This window comes from Algoriphagus aquimarinus (assembly GCF_007997215.1).
Classification (GTDB): domain Bacteria; phylum Bacteroidota; class Bacteroidia; order Cytophagales; family Cyclobacteriaceae; genus Algoriphagus; species Algoriphagus aquimarinus_A.
Genome location: NZ_VORW01000001.1, coordinates 328263 through 345881 on the forward strand (window position 1 = coordinate 328263; position 17619 = coordinate 345881).

The following is a 17619-nucleotide window of genomic DNA, read 5'->3' on the forward strand; positions in this document are numbered from 1 at the left end:
CTTAAAAGGTTAATAGGTTTTTTCTTAGAATCCAAGCATTTTCACTGCTGTGATAGCTGCTTCGTCGCCTTTGTTACCATGTTTTCCTCCAGCGCGATCCATGGCTTGCTGCTGAGTATTGGGCGTCAATACTCCAAAAATTACTGGCTTATTGTATTTCAAGCCTACATTAGTAATTCCATGTGCAACTGCGTCACAGATGAAATCAAAATGCTTGGTCTCTCCTTGAATCACACATCCAAGACAGATTACAGCATCAATGCTTTCTTCTTGTGCTAGCCATTGAGCAGCGAGTGTAAGTTCAAATGAGCCTGGAACATTTCTACGAATGATGTTTTCTTTTTTTGCTCCATTTTCCAATAGTGTTTGGTATGCACCGGAATAAAGTGCTTCGGTCACATCTTCATTCCATTCGGATACGATGATTCCAAAAGTTTTATTACTGATATCCTGGATATTTTTGGAGGAATGAGCACTTAGACTTTTAAGGGAAGTTGCCATTGATAAGTTCTTTATGAAAATGTTTTAAACAAAAAAAGAGTAAGACCACAAGGCCTTACTCTTCTTAGTATGCTATTCAAGAAAGCATTACTTAGAGGCAAGACCTTCTAAGCGAGCTTTATGTTTTCGTGCTGAAGAAAATTCGAAAGACTCGAAATACTTGTCTTCGATCTCACCATAAGTAGCGATTGCCTCAGGGATTTTACCTGCTGCTTCGTATGCAATAGCAAGTTTGGTCAAATACTTAGGAGTGAAATACTTGTTTTCATCGTATTCAGCTGCTTTTTTGTAGCTAGAGATAGCTTTGTCTGTATTGCCAAGCTCCATGTTAGCATCTCCGATAAGAGAATAAGCTTTTGCCTGTACCAAGAAATCATCAGCTGAGAATTGTTCCAATTCTGTCAATGCTTCTTCGTATTTTCTCTCTGAAAGATAGATTGAGCCAATGTAGAAATGCGCCAAGTTAGCAGCATCTGTACGTGGATAGTCATCTGCAATGCTAATGAGTCCAGCATTAATACCGTCTCCATTCAATGCTAGTTGAACACTATCTTGCTCGAAGAAATACACAGCTTGGAACATCTCCTTCTGTGCTTTCTCATTTTGGTTCTGGGTATTGATCTGGAAAAACAAGATTCCTCCAATCAAAACCACTGCTGCGATTAATACACCAGCTAGTACCTTACTATTCTGCTTCAAAAAAGCTTCACCTCTACCAAGTCTTGTTGCTATCTCAGAAGGATCTTCCAAAATATCATTGTGATGATCAGGGTGTACTCTTTTACTTTGTTTCGTTGCCATGCTACTCAAATTTCAGCCGCAAATATACGGTTTTTATACTTTCTACAAAGCCCAATAAAAAAGCCATGAAAGCTTTCTGTCTTCATGGCTTTTAAGACGTTATGTTTTTCTTATTTATTCCATTACAAAAGGATAGTCTTCCTGGATGTAAACATCCTTGAAAGCATCCTGTCCGTCAGGCCAAGGTGATTCTTCAGCGAATTTCACTGCATCCGTCACCTTTTGTTTCACTCCTTTGATTATTTCCTCAATCTCTTCCTCGCTGAGGATCTTATTTTCTTTGATAGTAGCAAGTACCTGCTCCATTGGATCACGTTGCTTGTATTCCTCTACCTCCTCTTTGGTTCTGTATTTCTGAGGATCAGACATGGAGTGCCCTTTGTACCGGTAGGTTCTCATTTCAAGCAAAGTAGGCCCATCGCCTCTTCTTGCTCTATCTGCCGCTTCTGCTACTGCTTCGTGTACGGCTTCTACATTCATTCCGTCTACAGCAAAAGATGGCATATCGTAAGATTCACCCAAAGTAGAAAGGTCTTCCACATTAGATGATCTCTTTACTGCCGTACCCATTGCGTAGCCATTGTTCTCGATAACGAAAATCACTGGAGTTTTGTAAAGCATAGCCAAATTCAACGATTCGTGAAAAGCTCCCTGACGCACCGCACCATCACCCATATAGCAAATTGCCAGGTTTTTGGTGCCTTTATATTTTTCTGCGAAGCCCATTCCAAGACCCATAGGAATTTGTGCTCCTACGATTCCGTGACCTCCCATGAAATTTTTCTCTTTATCGAAAATGTGCATAGAACCACCTTTTCCTTTGGTAGTTCCAGTCGCTTTACCGAAAAGCTCAGCCATGATCGCTCCTGGATCAGTACCCAACCCAAGTGGGTGAGCATGACAACGATAAGCGGTAATCCACTTGTCGTCTTTGGTCAAAGCAGAAATAGCCCCAGAAGCACAAGCCTCCTGACCAATATATAAATGACAGAATCCTCTGATTTTTTGTTGACCGTAAAGTTGCCCCGCTTTCTCCTCGAACCTCCTCATTAAGAGCATGCTCTCGTACCAGAAAGTGTAAGTTTCCTTCGAATATTTTACTTTAGACTTAGTTGCTACTGTTCTCTTTGCCATATCGTAATGATGAAAATATGCTAATTTTAGGTCTCAAATATAATCAACCCACCCTAAATAACAGGCTACCGCCGAAATAATTACCCAATCTCATGCACTTGAAGTCTCTAGAACTCTTACAATTCAAAAATCATGAGAAGACCCGACTCCAATTTTCAAGCGAGATTAACTGCTTTGTGGGACTGAATGGTAGTGGAAAAACCAACGTATTGGACGGTATTCATTATTTGTCATTGACCAAAAGTGCCGTTCAGTCCAGCGATAGCCTGAATGTGCAGCACGAGAAGGATTTCTTTGCGATCAAAGGGCAATTTGAACTAGCTGAAGCAAAGCCGTTGGAAGTGAGATGTACAGTAGAATTGGGTAAAAAGAAGCAGATCTATCAAAATGGAAAGGCACTTGCCAAAACTTCCGAGCATGTAGGGATGATTCCTTTGGTCTTAATAGCTCCTGATGATACGGAGTTGATTAAAGGTGGAAGCGATGGACGAAGAAAGTTTTTTGATGGTTTGATATCCCAGCTTGATCATGCTTATTTGGATCAATTGATTCGATACCATCACTTTTTAAAGCAACGAAATGCTTTGCTGAAGAAGTTCGCCGAAACTGGAAGACGAGATTTAACGCTTTTGGATAATTATGATACAGAGTTAATAGAACTTAGCGTGAAACTTTCAGCTAGGAGAAATGAGCTTCTGACAGAAATGGCTCCTTTATTACAAAGTCATTATTCTGAGATCTCTCAGGGTCAAGAGCTAGTCAGTGTGATCTATGAAACGGAAGCATTGCGGGAGGACTTCAGTGCCTATTTTAAAAGCCTTCGGAAAAAAGATCTGATCACCAAAAATAGTAATGCGGGAATCCATAAAGACGATTTCGGTTTTATAATAGGAGAGCACCCTATCCGGAAAATTGGTAGTCAAGGACAGCAGAAGTCCTACATCATATCGCTTAAACTGGCTCAGTTCCAGATTTTCGAGATAGAAAAAGGCGAAAAGCCAATTCTCTTATTGGACGACATCTTTGACAAACTCGATGATCTGCGGATTGCCCAACTCATGAAGTTGATTTCTCAGCACACCTTTGGACAGATATTTTTGACGGATGCTAGACCAGAGCGGTCAAAGAAGATACTTTCGGAATTAGATTCGGAGGTGGCTTTCTTTTCGATAAAAGAGGGAGTTATTAATATCGAGATATAAAAAAAGGAGCCGAAGCTCCTTTATCTTATTTCCATAGATCAGCCGGATATTCTCCAGCATCATGTAGCTTCTTAAGTGAATCGATCACCACAGGCTTATCTTCTGTGTAGGTGACGCCAAACCAGATTTTTCCGCCTTCCAATATTTCAAAAGCAGCTTCATCAGCTTTGATGAGATTGTTGGCTACCGTTGGGATGTAGAATTCAGATTTTAGATTTTCAAGATTTGCCGGAAGGAATTCATTCCACATTTTCTCGATATCAGCAAAGACATCTTGATGAAAGCCCCAGAAATTCATACTTACCGGTGTGTCTTCAGAGATTTCCAACACTTCGTTTTCTCCTTTACTTATTATTTTCTCGCCTTCACGAGCGATAGAAGTTCTTTCTACCATGCCGATCAGATGACCTTTCTCATTGGTTTCGCAGACTCCACGGCTTACTGTGCCATTTTCAGAAAGCACATTCTGGATCGCATAGCCTACCATCGCATGGAGGTCAGATTTTACTTCAGTAGTCAGGAATTTCCCGATTGCATTAAAAGCTTCTTTGCCGTAAAAATCATCTGCATTGATTACAGCGAATGGCTCTTTGATTGCATCCTTTGCGCAAAGTACAGCATGAGCTGTTCCAAAAGGTTTCTTACGCTCTGCTTGCTTCAATTCAGCAGGTACAAAGCTATCAAGTGACTGGATTACAAAGTCAACTTCAATCTTGCCTTCGAGCTTTGGTAGGAATAAGTCTTTTGATTCTTCGAGAATTTCTTGGCGAACGATAAGAACAACTTTGCCAAATCCTGCTCTGATGGCATCAAAAATAGAATACTCAAGAATAGTTTCTCCGCTAGGTCCAAATCCATCGATCTGCTTATTTCCGCCATATCGGCTTCCCATTCCGGCTGCAAGTACTAGTAAGGTAGGTTTCTGGTTCATAGTAGGTTTATAAAACGATGGCAAAAATAAGTCTTTATGTCAGCAGGACAAGAGAATACCCATGTTTCTAAAAAAGCCATTGGTCTATATTTAAACCATATTATGAATTATATACATCAAATTTATCACCTAATGGTTTTATAAATGTCTTTAAGCTAAATATTAGATACAAAATCGTAGCAGACTAGATAAATTTTCAACCATAATAGGAATTAATTTAATTTTCTGTTTAGTTTTATGCCATAATCTCAAAAAACCATTAGACCCATTGAAAAAATGAAAAAAATTGAAGCGATTATCAGGACTTCCCGCTTTGACCAGATCCACTCCTGTGTGGCTGCGCTCGGTGTGAAGTTTCTCACTTTTTACGAAGTGAAAGGAATGGGCTTGGAGCATGCCAGGCTTGAAATGTATCGTGGGGTACCTTATGAGCCTGCATACATTCCAAGAACTAAGATTGAAATCGTCACGGTAGAAGAATTGGTGGAGCCAGTGATCAACTGTATCCTAACTGAGGGTAAAACAGGTCAAATCGGGGATGGGAAAATCTTCGTCTACGACGTGTTGGAAGCTCATCGTATCAGAAATAGCGATACAGGAGAACAGGCACTTTAATCTTATTCACTTATTCACCGAACCTATTTTATCAAATGCAAGACTTATTTACCGTCAATAACTTATGGATGATGATCGCCACTACCATGGTTTTCATTATGCACCTGGGCTTTGCCAGCTTGGAAGCTGGGCTTACGCGCTCAAAAAATACCGTTAACATTCTGTTCAAAAACACAATCATTCCTGCGATTGGGCTTTTGACTTATGCCTTTGTTGGCTTTAACCTAATGTACCCTGGTGCAGAATATGCTGGCTCATTCTTCGGCTTTGCAGGTTTTGGACTTACCCTTCCTGATGGATGGGATACCAGCGAGTATAATGCAGGGTATACCTTCTTTACCGATTTTATTTTCCAAGCTATGTTTGCTGCCACAGCAGCTACAATCGTTTCTGGAGCAGTAGCTGAGCGAGTGAAACTTGGGCCATTTATCTTTTTCTCCTTCTTATACGTAGGCATATGCTATCCAATCGTAGGAATGTGGAAATGGGGTGGTGGATTCCTTAATACACTTGAAACACCATTTTATGACTTCGCAGGATCCACGATTGTACATTCTGTCGGTGGATGGGGAGCCTTAATTGGCGCAGCTCTTTTAGGCCCTAGAATTGGCAAATATACCTCTAGAGGCATGACAGCGATTCCTGGCCATAATATTCCCTTGGCCACTTTCGGCGTATTCTTATTATGGTTCGGATGGTTTGGATTCAATGGTGGCTCAGTGCTTAGTGCCGATCCGGGATTGGTATCCAAAGTTTTCGTAACAACTTCGATGGCAGCTGCAGCCGGAGCTTTTGGGGCTCTGATCGTTTCTTACATAATGTTCAAAACATACGATATCACCATGGTATTGAATGGTATTTTGGCAGGCTTAGTGGGAATCACCGCTGGAGCAGATCAAATGAGTGTCAATTCTTCGATTATCATTGGACTGATTGGCGGTGGCTTAATCGTCTTGGCAGTAGTTTTCTTTGATAAAATCAAAGTGGATGACCCTGTAGGGGCGATTTCAGTTCACCTTGTTGGTGGGATCTGGGGTACTTTGGCTGTTGGGATCTTCGGCGATCTGGCAAGCGTTAGTCAGTTTTTCTCTCAGTTGATTGGAGTGGCAGCAGTAGGTGCGTTCTGTGTAATTTTTGCAGGAGTGATCTTCTTTGTCATGAAAAAGACCATCGGTATCCGAGTAGATGAAGCTGAAGAAACTGAAGGCCTGGATATCAATGAGCACAGTATGCGTGCATATCCTGACTTTGCTACGAAAGATTAATTAAAGAAAACCAACTACCATAATTGAAAAAGCCCCGTTCCAAAATTGGTCGGGGCTTCTTTTTAGTCAAAATGCTGGTTCGAAATATCTATTGAGAATTACATGATGGACTTTGCCAAACATTTGATAACACCAGTCTTTGAATTCTTGAATCTCTGTGGGTAAAATTAACCTTAGTCCTTTTCTCAGCTCACGTTCAAACAAATACTTGGAAAAGCTGACCTTTTGTAAGATAGTCTTCACATATTCGATCATAGTCTAAAGAGTTTAGGGTTTTAACTGATTTTAAGTTTCAATACGGAGGCTTTTCTATAGATGTTGCGTTATTTTAGAAATCAAAGAGTAGAATATTTCCTATTTTCGCAACCATGATTAAAACGCTTGCCCAATTCATTTTCGTATGTGGCCTCTTCCTAATTTCAGGATGGGCTATAGCTCAGGATGTTCAAATTGAGCTTGGACCTGCTGAGATCGGGTTGAATGAAACTTTCACAATCAAAGTAACACTCAGCAACGAGAAGATCAAATCCTACGACCAGTTTCCAGAGATTCCAAGTTTCCAAAAACAAGGAATCTCTCAATCTTCTTCGATGAACCTCATTAATGGACAGATGAGTAGTTCCAATAGTATTATTCAATACTACAAGCCTAGCAGAAAAGGAGATTTTACTTTGCCTTCTTTTGAGCTTAATATCAATGGACAAGCTTATTCTTCTGTTGGAAAAAAAATCACTGTAGGAGATGCTGCAAGTGCAAACAGCGGGAGTAATAATCTTTCTGATCCCTTTGCAGATTTCTTTGGACGTTCGGCTGTTGAAGACCCCGAGTATGTAGAAATGGATGACGATGCCTTTTTCTCCATTTCAGTAGACAAAGAGGAGATATATCAAGGCGAAGGATTTAATCTGAGCTTGGCATTTTATATGTCTGAGTCCAATCAAGCTCAGTTCAATTTTTACGAGCCCGGCAGACAGCTAGATGATATTCTAAAGAAAATAAAGCCCACAAATGCCTGGGAAGAAAACTTCAACATCAGCAATATTGATCCGGAACAAGTTACGATCAATGGCAAAAGGTGGACAAAATATAAGGTGTATGAAGCTACATTTTTCCCTTTTTCCGAAGGAGAAATAGCAATCCCAAGAATCCCATGGGAAATGATTAAATACAAAATTGCCAAAAACCCAACTTTCTTCGGGGCAAATAGACAGGAGGACTTTAAAACGTTCTATTCTAATGCAAAAACGATTAAAGTTAAGCCACTACCTCCACATCCATTGAAAAATGAAGTCAGTGTGGGACAGTTTCAAATCAGAGAAAACATCAAAAGTATAGACGTAGAGACTGGTCAGGGCTTTGACTACAACTTCGGTATCAGTGGAGTAGGAAATATCAATGCAGTATCAGCTCCTAAAAGACTTCCTATCGCCAATTTAAATACCTATGACCCAAACGTTCGTCAGCAGATTAATCGAGGATATGGTAGGGTCTCCGGAATCAAGGAATTCAATTATTACATTACAATCAACGAGGCTGGAGAAGTAGATCTTGGGAAGAATTTTGAATGGGTATATTTTGATCCAGAGCGTGCAGTCTATGATACGCTGCGACCTCAGGCAAAAATTACAGTCGTTGGAGAGAGTAAAGTCAATCAAGCAATCTCCAGTCAGCGACTAGGTGGGCTGTATGATCGAATTTCCACCGAAGACAACAGGTTTTTAAACGAGAAATATAAATACTATTTTACAGTCTCAATCAACGTGTTGTTGCTCCTAGCAGTGGCATTACTGGCTGTATTGATAATTAGAAAGAGATAATGGGCAATTCATTTGGAAAGCTATTCAAGATCACCACGTTTGGTGAATCGCATGGACTAGCTTTAGGGGTAATCATCGAAGGATGCCCAGCAGGACTGAAAATAGACGAGGCTAAACTTATCGCAGAGATGCAGCGAAGGAAGCCAGGTCAGTCCAAAATTACCACACAGCGTAAGGAGGAGGATGAATTTGAGATCAAATCCGGAGTTTTTGAAGGAGTGACCACAGGTACTCCTATCGGAATTGTGATCAATAATTCTGATCAAAAAAGTAAAGATTACTCTCACATCTCAGATAAATTTCGTCCTTCCCATGCAGATTTCACCTACTTCGAAAAGTATGGCTTGAGAGATTATCGTGGAGGCGGAAGAAGCTCTGCAAGAGAAACAGCCGCTCGTGTAGTAGCTGGAGCTATCGCCAAACAACTTTTGGAAACAAAGGGGATTAGCATCCAAGCTTACGTTTCTCAGGTAGGTGATTTGAAATTGGAGAAATATCATACTGAATTAGATCTGACTAAGGCAGAAGAAAACATCGTGAGATGTCCTGACCCAGTAATAGCTGAAGAGATGATCGAATTAATCGATTCGGTGAGGAAAGATCGGGATACAATCGGAGGTGTGGTTAGCTGCGTGATCAAAAACACTCCAGTAGGAATCGGCGAACCAGTATTCGATAGATTGCACGCGGAGCTTGGTAAGGCTATGCTAAGCATCAATGCTGTAAAAGGTTTTGAATACGGAAGTGGCTTCGAAGGTGTGAAAATGCGCGGATCAGCCCATAACGACACATTTGTTCGAGACGGAGATAAAGTGCGCACTTTGACCAATCATTCTGGTGGAATTCAAGGTGGCATATCCAACGGAGAAGATATTTATTTCAATGTGGCTTTCAAACCAGTAGCTACCATCATGACAGATCAAGAATCAGTGAATGAGGCTGGTGAAACTGTGGTAGTTTCAGGAAAAGGACGTCACGATCCTTGCGTGGTGCCTAGAGCTGTACCGATTGTGGAAGCAATGGCGGCTTTGGTCATAGCTGATTATATTTTATTGTCAAAAAGCAATAAACTGCAAGACTTCTAACCCAAATATGATGTTTAAAAAGATACCCTTACATACCCAAATTATCATCGGACTTGTTCTGGGGTTGATTTTTGGCTTAGTGGTCATCAAAACGACCATACCGAATTCCTTTACGATTGATTACATCAAGCCGATAGGGACAATTTTTATAAACTCTCTCAAAATGATAGCTGTGCCTTTAGTCTTGGCATCCTTGATTGTTGGAGTTTCTAATCTTGGGGATGTTTCCAAATTGAGTCGCATTGGAGGAAAAACAATAGGAACCTATTTGATCACAACTGTGATCGCTGTGACAATTGGGCTAGTCCTTGTGAATGTTTTCCAGCCAGGCAAAAGCTTGCCTCCAGAAACGAGGGAGAGTTTGATGAGCTTATACGAAGGGGATGCAGGATCACGGGTAGGTCAGGCTGCTGAATTACAGAAGCAAAGTCCTTTACAGCCTTTGGTCGATATAGTTCCGGATAACGTTTTCCAAGCCACCACTAATAATGCAGCGATGCTACAGGTAGTTTTCTTCGCTATTCTTGTAGGAATTGCTCTATTGCAAGTACAAAAAAGTAAGGCAGACCCCGTGATTGCGTTTTTCGATGGAATGAACGAAGTAATTATCCAGATAGTAAATTATATCATGATGATCGCTCCATATGGAGTATTTGCCTTGATGGCCTCCTTGATTGTGGAGATTGCAGGAGACAATCCCGATTCCGCAGTTCAGCTATTGATGGCTTTATTGAAATATAGTTTGGTCGTTCTCGGCGGTCTATTAATTATGATATTGGTCGTTTATCCATTGATTTTGATGGCTTTCACCAAGGTGAAATACAAGGACTTTTTCAAGGCAATCAGACCAGCTCAATTACTGGCTTTCTCTACTAGTTCAAGCTCTGCAACTCTTCCAGTGACAATGAAGCAAGTAGAAGAAGAATTAGGTGTCTCCGAAGAGATTTCCAGCTTTGTGCTTCCATTGGGAGCAACAGTCAATATGGATGGAACTAGCCTTTACCAAGGTGTAGCTGCGGTATTTATCGCGCAGGCTTTAGGGATGGAATTGAGTTTAACGCAGCAGCTGATGATAGTCTTGACAGCTACATTAGCTTCTATCGGTTCAGCCGGAGTACCTGGAGCCGGACTGATTATGTTGATTATCGTATTGGAATCTATTGGTGTTCCTGCTGCCGGTATAGCATTGATTATCGCTCCGGACAGAATATTGGATATGTTCCGAACAGTGGTGAACGTGACTGGTGATGCTACTGTGTGTACTATTGTAGCAAGTACAGAAGGTGAATTGCCAGATGGTTTGATAAGAAAGTCAAATCCATTGACGCCGAATGAATAGAAAACGTTAAGTACAAAAAAGGCTCCGTCATTAAATTGTGACGGAGCCTTTTTTGGTTATTGCCACATTCGCTTATATCCTAATTGGCTAACCCATTAAACATAGTGAACGTCTGCATCTACTATTCGTTGAATGTGAAGATGACATTGTCCATTACATCAAATTATTATTTAACTTAATACCATGGAAACCATTGTAATAGAAGTGGAAAATAGCAAGCAATCCAAGGAAATCAAGTCAGCATTAAATGTGAAATTTATTACTTCCGAAGGAGTCGAGAAATGTAAAGAAATCGCAGAAAGTGTGGCTCAGGGTTATAAAGAAATGCTTGACATAAAATCAGGCAAATTGAAAGCAAAAGATGCTAGGGATTTAATTGGCTAATTGTGACCTATAAAGTTAAATCTGTTCCTGAATTTGAGAAAGAGCTTAAAAAGCTATTTAAGAAGTATCATTCTCTTAGATCAGAATATATTAAACTCATAGAAAAACTTGAAATTAACCCTAGGCAAGGAACTCCACTTTTTAAGAACTGCTATAAAATCAGATTGTCAATTGCTTCAAAAGGGAAAGGTAAGTCAGGCGACGCTAGAGTAATAACTAATTTTGCTATTTCTGAAGACACGGTTTATTTACTTTCCATCTATGATAAATCTAACCAGGAGAACATAACAGATTCATACATAAAATCTTTACTTAAAGATCTTGATTAATGAAATTTTAGATCACAAAAAAGGCTCCGTCATAAATGTGACGGAGCCTTTTTTGGTTTAAATGAAATGTGACTTTTACTTCAAACCTCCAGTCATTTCTTCAGGTTTTACCCATTCAGTGAATTGTTCGGAAGTAAGCAAGTTAAGTGCGATAGCCGCTTCTCTTAGGCTAGTACCTTCTTTGTGCGCTTTCTTGGCAATTGCAGCAGCATTTTCATAACCTATATGTGGATTCAGAGCTGTCACCAGCATCAATGAATTCTCCAAATGTCTCTGGATCATCGCTGTATTAGGTTCAATTCCTACTGCGCAATGGTCGTTGAATGACACACATGCATCACCGATCAAGCGAGCTGAACTAAGGAAGTTAGAAGCTATCAATGGTTTAAATACGTTCAATTCAAAATGACCATTTGATCCACCAATTGAGATAGCAACATCATTTCCCATCACCTGAGCAGCGACCATAGTCAAAGCCTCCACTTGGGTTGGATTGACTTTACCTGGCATAATAGAAGATCCTGGCTCATTTTCAGGGATCAAAATCTCACCGATTCCAGATCTTGGCCCTGAGGAAAGCATTCGCACATCATTGGCGATTTTCATCAGGGAAACGGCCAATTGCTTCAATGCTCCATGAGTTTCTACCATGGCATCGTGAGCCGCCAATGCTTCAAACTTATTTTCTGCAGTCACAAATGGCTGCCCTGAAAGTTCAGCAATCTTCTTTGCCACCAGCTCAGAGTATCCTTTTGGAGTATTCAGGCCTGTTCCTACTGCCGTCCCTCCCAGAGCTAATTCTGAAAGATGTGATAAGGTGTTTTTCAAGGCTTTTAAGCCGTGATTAAGCTGGGCTACATACCCACTAAACTCTTGGCCCAGCGTAAGCGGAGTAGCATCCATAAAGTGAGTACGCCCAATTTTCACCACATCCTTGAAAGCTTCCACTTTCTCGGCTAGCGTATCTCTGAGCTTCTCCACACCTGGAATAGTAGTCTCCATCACCATCTTGTATGCAGCGATATGCATCGCCGTAGGATAAGTGTCATTTGAAGACTGAGACTTATTTACATCATCATTTGGGTGGATTTTCTTTTTGGCATCCTCCAAAGAACCACCAAGAAGAACATGTGCACGGTAAGCAATTACCTCATTAGAATTCATGTTAGACTGCGTGCCGGAACCTGTCTGCCAAATCACAAGAGGAAATTGATCGTCGTGCTGACCGTCCAAAATCTCATCACATACTTTGCCGATTATATCAGCTTTGTCCTGATCCAAAACACCCAGTTCAGCATTTGTCTGAGCAGCCGCTTTTTTCAAAATTGCAAAAGCTCTTGTGATTTCAATGGGCATGCGATTTTTCTCACCCCCGATTTTAAAGTTATTAATTGACCTTTGGGTCTGTGCGCCCCAGTATTTGTCAGCAGGCACCTCTACAGGTCCCATGGTGTCTTTTTCTATGCGGATGCTCATATGATATGTTTTATTGAATCTTTTTTACAGCGCTAAATTACGCCCAAAAGCCATTTTTCCCTAAAAATAGAAGGGTTAATCCTTCATTTGGAAATTGATCAACTGGTGAAAAACTTTACGTGTAGCTTTCACCTGCCTATTGAAGAAATACATGGCTACTACATAATTGGCTATACCTAATAAAAAACAGATAATGGCATAGCTGAAATTGGGAAGCAGAAATGAATAGAATGCCGTAAAAGCGAGCAAAATGATAGACCAAAACGCTATAAAAAAAAGTGCGCCAGGAAATAATCGGTAATTGATAAATAGGATACATCCTCGCGGAGTTGCTTCAATTTTCCCCAAAATCAAGGGGAGAAATGTATCTCCTTTGTCCACAACTTTTGAGATCCTGAACCCTTTTTGCCCAACTAAACCATTGAAAACTATATCTCCTCTGACTTGGGTTCTTTGATCTAAGAAATTAACCTCTCGTGTCACACGATTCAAGTGACTTAGCACTTCTTCTTTGGAAAGAGCGCTAACTAAGGTTTCGCTATCGTAGGGCAAAAGGTTCAAAATTGATTATTTAACGGCGATGCAGGAGATTTCTACATTTACATTTTTAGGAAGCTTACTTACTTCTACTGTTTCTCTAGCGGGAGGGTTCGATTTGAAGTACTGACCATACGCCTCATTGATCGTAGCAAATTCATCCATGCTTTTGATGAAAATACTGCATTTGACGATATCGCTGAACGTGAAATCAGCTGCTCTAAGAACGGCCTCCAGGTTTTTCATGACCGCATGAGTTTCCTCGGTGATATTCTCATTGATCAGTTCGCCAGTCTCAGCGTCTAGTGCAATTTGACCCGAAACATAAAGAGTATTTCCTGCCAAAACAGCCTGAGAATATGGCCCAATTGGTGCTGGAGATTCTTTTGTGAAAATGATTGTGTTCATTTGATTCTTGTTTATGCTTTTTACTACTAATATCTTATAAGTTTTTACTTCTTCTTCGCTTCATTCCAATACACATCCATTTCAGCCAAGGTCATATCGCTCAGGTTTTTTCCAGAGGTCTTCGCTGCTTCCTCCAAATACTGAAAACGTTTGATGAATTTCTTATTTGTTCGCTCCAAAGCTTCCTCAGGATTGATATCTATAAAACGAGCGTAATTAATTAGAGAAAATAGCAAGTCACCGAATTCTCCACTGGCTTTTTCTTGGTCGATTTCTTTATCTTCCGCTACATTAAATTCATCCTTGAATTCCTGCATTTCTTCCTCTACTTTCTCCCAAACTTGATGCTTTTCTTCCCAGTCAAACCCTACTCCACGAGCCTTTTCCTGGATACGCATTGCTTTGATCAGTGCTGGAAGTGATTTTGGGACGCCGCCAAGCACAGATTTATTTCCTTTCTCAGTCAGTTTTATTTTCTCCCAATTCTGCTTCACTGCTTCTTCATCCTCAGCGAGCGTGTCTCCATAAATATGAGGATGGCGACGGATTAGCTTTTCGCAGAGCGAATCGATCATCGTTTTCATATCAAAGTTGCCTTCTTCTGATCCGATTCGTGCGTAAAAAACAATATGTAGAAGTATATCGCCTAGTTCCTTTTTGATTTCGTCTGCATCACCTTCAAGAATTGCGTCAGAAAGCTCAAATGTTTCCTCAATAGTCAAATGTCTAAGACTTTCTGTCGTTTGTTTTTTATCCCAAGGACATTGTTCCCTGAGTTCATCCATTATTGTTAACAATCTGTCAAAAGCTGCCAATTTCTCGGCTCGGGTACTCAAATTTATCATGGGGGAGGAAACTATGCTAGGATTGTGAACGTTTTCAAAGTAAAGCCTTAAATTTGCGCAAATTTATCCGTTATGACAACCGTATTTCTTACACTAGGTTTTGTTGCACTATTCTTCATTTTGATGTCGGTAAGGCTTCTATTCCTCAAAAACGGCCAATTCAAGGGCACTTGTGCCTCACAAAGTCCCTTCTTAAATAAAGAAGGAGCCACCTGTGGGTTTTGTGGTAAGACCATGGACGGCGAAGCCGAATGTGGAAACCCTGACAACGAAGTAGACAAAGTCCTCGCTAAATTCAAGTAATAGTATTTCTGTCAATTGACTGGAATCATCTGTTTTTCACCTAATTATTAATTTTAAGTGTCACTAATAAAATCAATCTCTGGTATCAGAGGTACCATCGGTGGTAAGGCCGGCGATGGATTAACTCCCATTGATATTGTCAAGTTTGCTTCGGCTTACGGAGCTTGGGTACTAGAGAAAACAAACAATCCTAAAGTAATTATTGGTAGAGATGCTCGTCTTTCAGGTGAAATGGTCTCTGGATTGGTATCCGCTACGCTGCAAGGCATGGGAATCCACGTGATCGACTTAGGCTTGAGTACTACTCCTACTGTAGAATTTGCTGTTCCGTTGGAAAAAGCCGGTGGAGGAATTATCCTTACAGCTAGTCACAATCCAATTCAATGGAATGCTTTGAAGCTTTTAAATGCAAAGGGTGAGTTTATCTCTGATGCTGAAGGAAAAGATATTTTAGAGAAAGCTGAGAACGAAGATTTTTCTTTCGCGGAAGTAAAAAAACTTGGAAGATATTCTCAAATCAACGATTACATAGAGCGCCATATTCAGCATGTGTTGGATCTGGAATTGGTAGATGTTGAAGCGATTAAAGCCAGAAATTTCAAAGTAGTTGTGGATGGAGTGAATTCCACTGGTGGAATTGCAGTGCCTATGCTTCTAAGAGCCTTAGGAGTAACTGAGATTGAAGAAATGTACTGTACGCCTGATGGTCATTTTCCTCACAATCCTGAACCGCTTCCTGAAAATCTAAGAGATATTTCTCAGAAATTAGAAAGAGGAAATTATGATTTAGGTATCGTGGTAGATCCTGATGTGGATCGTTTGGCCTTCATCAATGAAGACGGATCTACATTCGGCGAAGAATATACCTTGGTCGCAGTCGCCGATTATGTGTTGTCAAAGACACCAGGAAATACAGTTTCAAATCTAAGTTCTACTCGTGCACTTCGTGATGTGACTGAGAAAAGAGCGGGTGTATACACCGCTTCAGCTGTGGGAGAAGTGAATGTAGTCAATCAGATGAAAGCTGTGGATGCAGTTATCGGTGGTGAAGGTAACGGTGGAATTATCTACCCAACTTCTCATTACGGCCGTGACGCTTTGGTAGGAATAGGATTGTTTTTGACACACCTAGCCAACTTCGGCAAAAGCATTTCAAGATTGAGAGCAACTTACCCTAGTTATCATATTTCAAAAAACAAAATAGAACTCACGCCTGAGATTGACGTGGATAATATTTTGCTTGAAATCAAAAAGAAGTATAAAAACCATCCAATCAACGATATAGACGGCGTAAAAATCGAATTTGAAAAGGAATGGGTACATTTACGTAAGTCAAATACGGAGCCAATTATACGGATCTACTCCGAGTCTGAGTCAGAAGCTACGGCTGAGCATCTTGCCAAAAAACTGATGCAAGACATCAAAGAAGTGGTAAACGCTTCGATGATTTAAGCCTTTGGCTGAAAGAATAAACAACACAAAATAGAGTGCCATGAAAGTTTATTTAGACAACGCCGCCACTACCGCCATGGACGATCGTGTGATCGATGCCATGATTCCATTTATGAGAAATCATTACGGCAACCCTTCCTCTGTCCATAGTTTTGGCAGGGAGGTTAGGTCAGCCATTGAGAGATCTCGAAAAAAGGTGGCTGAGTTGATAAATGCTACTCCAGCAGAAATTTTCTTCACTTCAGGTGGAACCGAAGCAGATAACACTGCGATAGTTTGCGGAATCGAAAGTCATGGAATCACTCATGCGATCACTTCCCCACTAGAGCATCATGCTGTGCTACACACGCTAGAAATGTGTGCAAAAAAAGGGCATATCAAACTTAGCATTCTGGATGTGAATGAAAAAGGTGAATTGGATATGAATCAGCTGGAAGAATTGCTGAAAGCTAATCCAAAGAGCCTAGTGTCTCTGATGCATGCAAACAATGAGATCGGAAACTTGAATGATCTAAATCACATCGGATCTCTTGCAAAAGAATACAGTGCATTTTTCCATTCTGATACTGTCCAAACCATGGGGCATTATGTTCATGATATGAAATCCTTTCCTGTGGATGCCATGGTGGCTGGTGGGCATAAATTTCACGGCCCGAAAGGTTCTGGGTTTTTATATGTGAAAAAGGATAAGAAAATCCATCCTTTGATTCTTGGTGGAGCGCAGGAGAGAAATATGCGTGGAGGAACTGAGAATGTCATTGGCATTATCGGAATTACAAAAGCATTGGAAATCGCCTATGAAGACATGGCTGAGCATCAAACTCATGTGGAATCAATCAAAAAGCATTTCATCCAAAGCCTAACTCAGGAGATTCCAGGAGTAGATTTCAATGGACTTTCTGCTGATCTGGATAAGAGTCTTTACACCGTTTTGAGTGTGAGCTTACCTCCTTCTGAAGTGAATAGTGGTATGTTGCTCTTCAATCTTGACCTGGAAGGTGTTTTAGCTTCTGGCGGATCTGCATGCAGTTCTGGAGCCACAGTGGGTTCCCACGTGCTAAGAGCGATTAATCACACACCAGAGCGAGATACCGTAAGGTTCTCATTCAGCCGATTTAATACAATAGAAGAAGTTGACTATACAGTCGGAAAGTTGAAAGAACTTTACGCGGTAGAAGCATAAAAAATAGGAAAG

Annotated in this window: 19 protein-coding genes; 11 read left to right on the forward strand and 8 right to left on the reverse strand. The window is 40.7% G+C overall.

What is annotated here, in order from left to right; all coding sequences use genetic code 11:
* Positions 1–24: 24 nt before the first annotated feature.
* The 3 genes from ribH to pdhA all read right to left on the reverse strand — a co-directional run bounded on the left by ribH (position 25) and on the right by pdhA (position 2436).
* Positions 25–501 carry a 6,7-dimethyl-8-ribityllumazine synthase gene (ribH, locus tag ESV85_RS01490; RefSeq protein ID WP_146914466.1) on the reverse strand — a complete coding sequence of 159 codons (477 nt, stop codon included), beginning with the start codon at positions 499–501 and terminating at the stop codon, positions 25–27.
* A gap of 87 nt (positions 502–588) precedes the next feature.
* Positions 589–1302, reverse strand: coding sequence for a tetratricopeptide repeat protein (locus ESV85_RS01495; protein WP_146914467.1), 714 nt, complete (start codon positions 1300–1302; stop codon positions 589–591).
* A 114-nt stretch (positions 1303–1416) separates the two neighbouring features.
* Positions 1417–2436, reverse strand: a complete 1020-nt coding sequence (pdhA, locus tag ESV85_RS01500; protein WP_146914468.1) for a pyruvate dehydrogenase (acetyl-transferring) E1 component subunit alpha — start codon at positions 2434–2436, stop codon at positions 1417–1419.
* A gap of 92 nt (positions 2437–2528) precedes the next feature.
* Between pdhA and recF the strand changes: the two genes are divergently transcribed.
* Positions 2529–3638 (forward strand): DNA replication/repair protein RecF, encoded by a 1110-nt coding sequence (gene recF / locus ESV85_RS01505; protein WP_146914469.1) that lies wholly within the window; start codon positions 2529–2531, stop codon positions 3636–3638.
* A gap of 25 nt (positions 3639–3663) precedes the next feature.
* Here recF and ESV85_RS01510 read toward each other — a convergent pair whose 3' ends face one another.
* Positions 3664–4569 carry an NDP-sugar synthase gene (locus ESV85_RS01510; protein WP_146914470.1) on the reverse strand — a complete coding sequence of 302 codons (906 nt, stop codon included), beginning with the start codon at positions 4567–4569 and terminating at the stop codon, positions 3664–3666.
* 276 nt (positions 4570–4845) lie between these two features.
* On the opposite strand from ESV85_RS01510, the gene ESV85_RS01515 reads away from it, so the two are divergent.
* The 7 genes from ESV85_RS01515 to ESV85_RS01550 all read left to right on the forward strand — a co-directional run bounded on the left by ESV85_RS01515 (position 4846) and on the right by ESV85_RS01550 (position 11403).
* Positions 4846–5184, forward strand: a complete 339-nt coding sequence (locus ESV85_RS01515; RefSeq protein WP_146914471.1) for a P-II family nitrogen regulator — start codon at positions 4846–4848, stop codon at positions 5182–5184.
* A gap of 35 nt (positions 5185–5219) precedes the next feature.
* Entirely contained in the window at positions 5220–6449 is a 1230-nt protein-coding gene (locus ESV85_RS01520; protein ID WP_146914472.1) for an ammonium transporter, read from the forward strand.
* 368 nt (positions 6450–6817) lie between these two features.
* A complete protein-coding gene (locus ESV85_RS01530; RefSeq protein WP_146914474.1) occupies positions 6818–8266 on the forward strand; it encodes a BatD family protein in 1449 nt (482 codons plus the stop codon).
* Positions 8266–9351 (forward strand): chorismate synthase, encoded by a 1086-nt coding sequence (gene aroC, locus ESV85_RS01535; RefSeq protein ID WP_146914475.1) that lies wholly within the window; start codon positions 8266–8268, stop codon positions 9349–9351. The genes ESV85_RS01530 and aroC overlap by 1 nt, the downstream gene beginning before the upstream one ends.
* A gap of 10 nt (positions 9352–9361) precedes the next feature.
* Complete coding sequence (locus ESV85_RS01540; protein WP_146914476.1) at positions 9362–10690, forward strand: dicarboxylate/amino acid:cation symporter; 1329 nt, start codon at positions 9362–9364, stop codon at positions 10688–10690.
* Between the two features lie 183 nt (positions 10691–10873).
* Positions 10874–11074: a hypothetical protein gene (locus tag ESV85_RS01545; protein WP_146914477.1), complete on the forward strand. Its 201-nt coding sequence runs from the start codon at positions 10874–10876 to the stop codon at positions 11072–11074.
* 2 nt (positions 11075–11076) lie between these two features.
* A complete protein-coding gene (locus ESV85_RS01550) occupies positions 11077–11403 on the forward strand; it encodes a hypothetical protein (RefSeq protein ID WP_146914478.1) in 327 nt (108 codons plus the stop codon).
* A gap of 75 nt (positions 11404–11478) precedes the next feature.
* Here ESV85_RS01550 and fumC read toward each other — a convergent pair whose 3' ends face one another.
* The 4 genes from fumC to mazG form a co-directional block, all read right to left on the reverse strand.
* Complete coding sequence (gene fumC, locus ESV85_RS01555; RefSeq protein WP_146914479.1) at positions 11479–12879, reverse strand: class II fumarate hydratase; 1401 nt, start codon at positions 12877–12879, stop codon at positions 11479–11481.
* A 75-nt stretch (positions 12880–12954) separates the two neighbouring features.
* Positions 12955–13440, reverse strand: coding sequence for a hypothetical protein (locus tag ESV85_RS01560; protein ID WP_191321877.1), 486 nt, complete (start codon positions 13438–13440; stop codon positions 12955–12957).
* A 6-nt stretch (positions 13441–13446) separates the two neighbouring features.
* Positions 13447–13824, reverse strand: a complete 378-nt coding sequence (locus ESV85_RS01565) for a RidA family protein (RefSeq protein WP_146914481.1) — start codon at positions 13822–13824, stop codon at positions 13447–13449.
* A 44-nt stretch (positions 13825–13868) separates the two neighbouring features.
* Positions 13869–14669 carry a nucleoside triphosphate pyrophosphohydrolase gene (gene mazG, locus ESV85_RS01570; protein ID WP_146914482.1) on the reverse strand — a complete coding sequence of 267 codons (801 nt, stop codon included), beginning with the start codon at positions 14667–14669 and terminating at the stop codon, positions 13869–13871.
* Positions 14670–14741: 72 nt separating this feature from the next.
* Here mazG and ESV85_RS01575 point away from each other — a divergent pair, with 72 nt between their 5' ends.
* The 3 genes from ESV85_RS01575 to ESV85_RS01585 are packed head-to-tail and all read left to right on the forward strand — an operon-like array spanning position 14742 to position 17607.
* A complete protein-coding gene (locus ESV85_RS01575) occupies positions 14742–14972 on the forward strand; it encodes a hypothetical protein (protein WP_146914483.1) in 231 nt (76 codons plus the stop codon).
* A 57-nt stretch (positions 14973–15029) separates the two neighbouring features.
* A complete protein-coding gene (gene glmM, locus ESV85_RS01580; protein ID WP_146914484.1) occupies positions 15030–16424 on the forward strand; it encodes a phosphoglucosamine mutase in 1395 nt (464 codons plus the stop codon).
* 40 nt (positions 16425–16464) lie between these two features.
* The gene (locus ESV85_RS01585) at positions 16465–17607 is read left to right on the forward strand and encodes a cysteine desulfurase family protein (RefSeq protein WP_146914485.1); all 1143 of its coding nucleotides are present in this window, start codon (positions 16465–16467) and stop codon (positions 17605–17607) included.
* Positions 17608–17619: the final 12 nt, after the last annotated feature.

Excerpts from the sequence above, each read along its gene's own strand:
- ESV85_RS01495 (WP_146914467.1), bottom strand. The coding sequence starts at position 1,302 with ATGGCAACGAAACAAAGTAAAAGAGTACACCCTGATCATCACAATGAT.
- recF (WP_146914469.1), top strand. The coding sequence starts at position 2,529 with ATGCACTTGAAGTCTCTAGAACTCTTACAATTCAAAAATCATGAGAAG.
- ESV85_RS01565 (WP_146914481.1), bottom strand. The coding sequence starts at position 13,824 with ATGAACACAATCATTTTCACAAAAGAATCTCCAGCACCAATTGGGCCA.
- ESV85_RS01510 (WP_146914470.1), bottom strand. The coding sequence starts at position 4,569 with ATGAACCAGAAACCTACCTTACTAGTACTTGCAGCCGGAATGGGAAGC.
- mazG (WP_146914482.1), bottom strand. The coding sequence starts at position 14,669 with ATGATAAATTTGAGTACCCGAGCCGAGAAATTGGCAGCTTTTGACAGA.
- ESV85_RS01545 (WP_146914477.1), top strand. The coding sequence starts at position 10,874 with ATGGAAACCATTGTAATAGAAGTGGAAAATAGCAAGCAATCCAAGGAA.
- ESV85_RS01520 (WP_146914472.1), top strand. The coding sequence starts at position 5,220 with ATGCAAGACTTATTTACCGTCAATAACTTATGGATGATGATCGCCACT.
- ESV85_RS01575 (WP_146914483.1), top strand. The coding sequence starts at position 14,742 with ATGACAACCGTATTTCTTACACTAGGTTTTGTTGCACTATTCTTCATT.
- ribH (WP_146914466.1), bottom strand. The coding sequence starts at position 501 with ATGGCAACTTCCCTTAAAAGTCTAAGTGCTCATTCCTCCAAAAATATC.
- ESV85_RS01540 (WP_146914476.1), top strand. The coding sequence starts at position 9,362 with ATGTTTAAAAAGATACCCTTACATACCCAAATTATCATCGGACTTGTT.
- pdhA (WP_146914468.1), bottom strand. The coding sequence starts at position 2,436 with ATGGCAAAGAGAACAGTAGCAACTAAGTCTAAAGTAAAATATTCGAAG.
- fumC (WP_146914479.1), bottom strand. The coding sequence starts at position 12,879 with ATGAGCATCCGCATAGAAAAAGACACCATGGGACCTGTAGAGGTGCCT.
- ESV85_RS01515 (WP_146914471.1), top strand. The coding sequence starts at position 4,846 with ATGAAAAAAATTGAAGCGATTATCAGGACTTCCCGCTTTGACCAGATC.
- aroC (WP_146914475.1), top strand. The coding sequence starts at position 8,266 with ATGGGCAATTCATTTGGAAAGCTATTCAAGATCACCACGTTTGGTGAA.
- ESV85_RS01530 (WP_146914474.1), top strand. The coding sequence starts at position 6,818 with ATGATTAAAACGCTTGCCCAATTCATTTTCGTATGTGGCCTCTTCCTA.
- ESV85_RS01585 (WP_146914485.1), top strand. The coding sequence starts at position 16,465 with ATGAAAGTTTATTTAGACAACGCCGCCACTACCGCCATGGACGATCGT.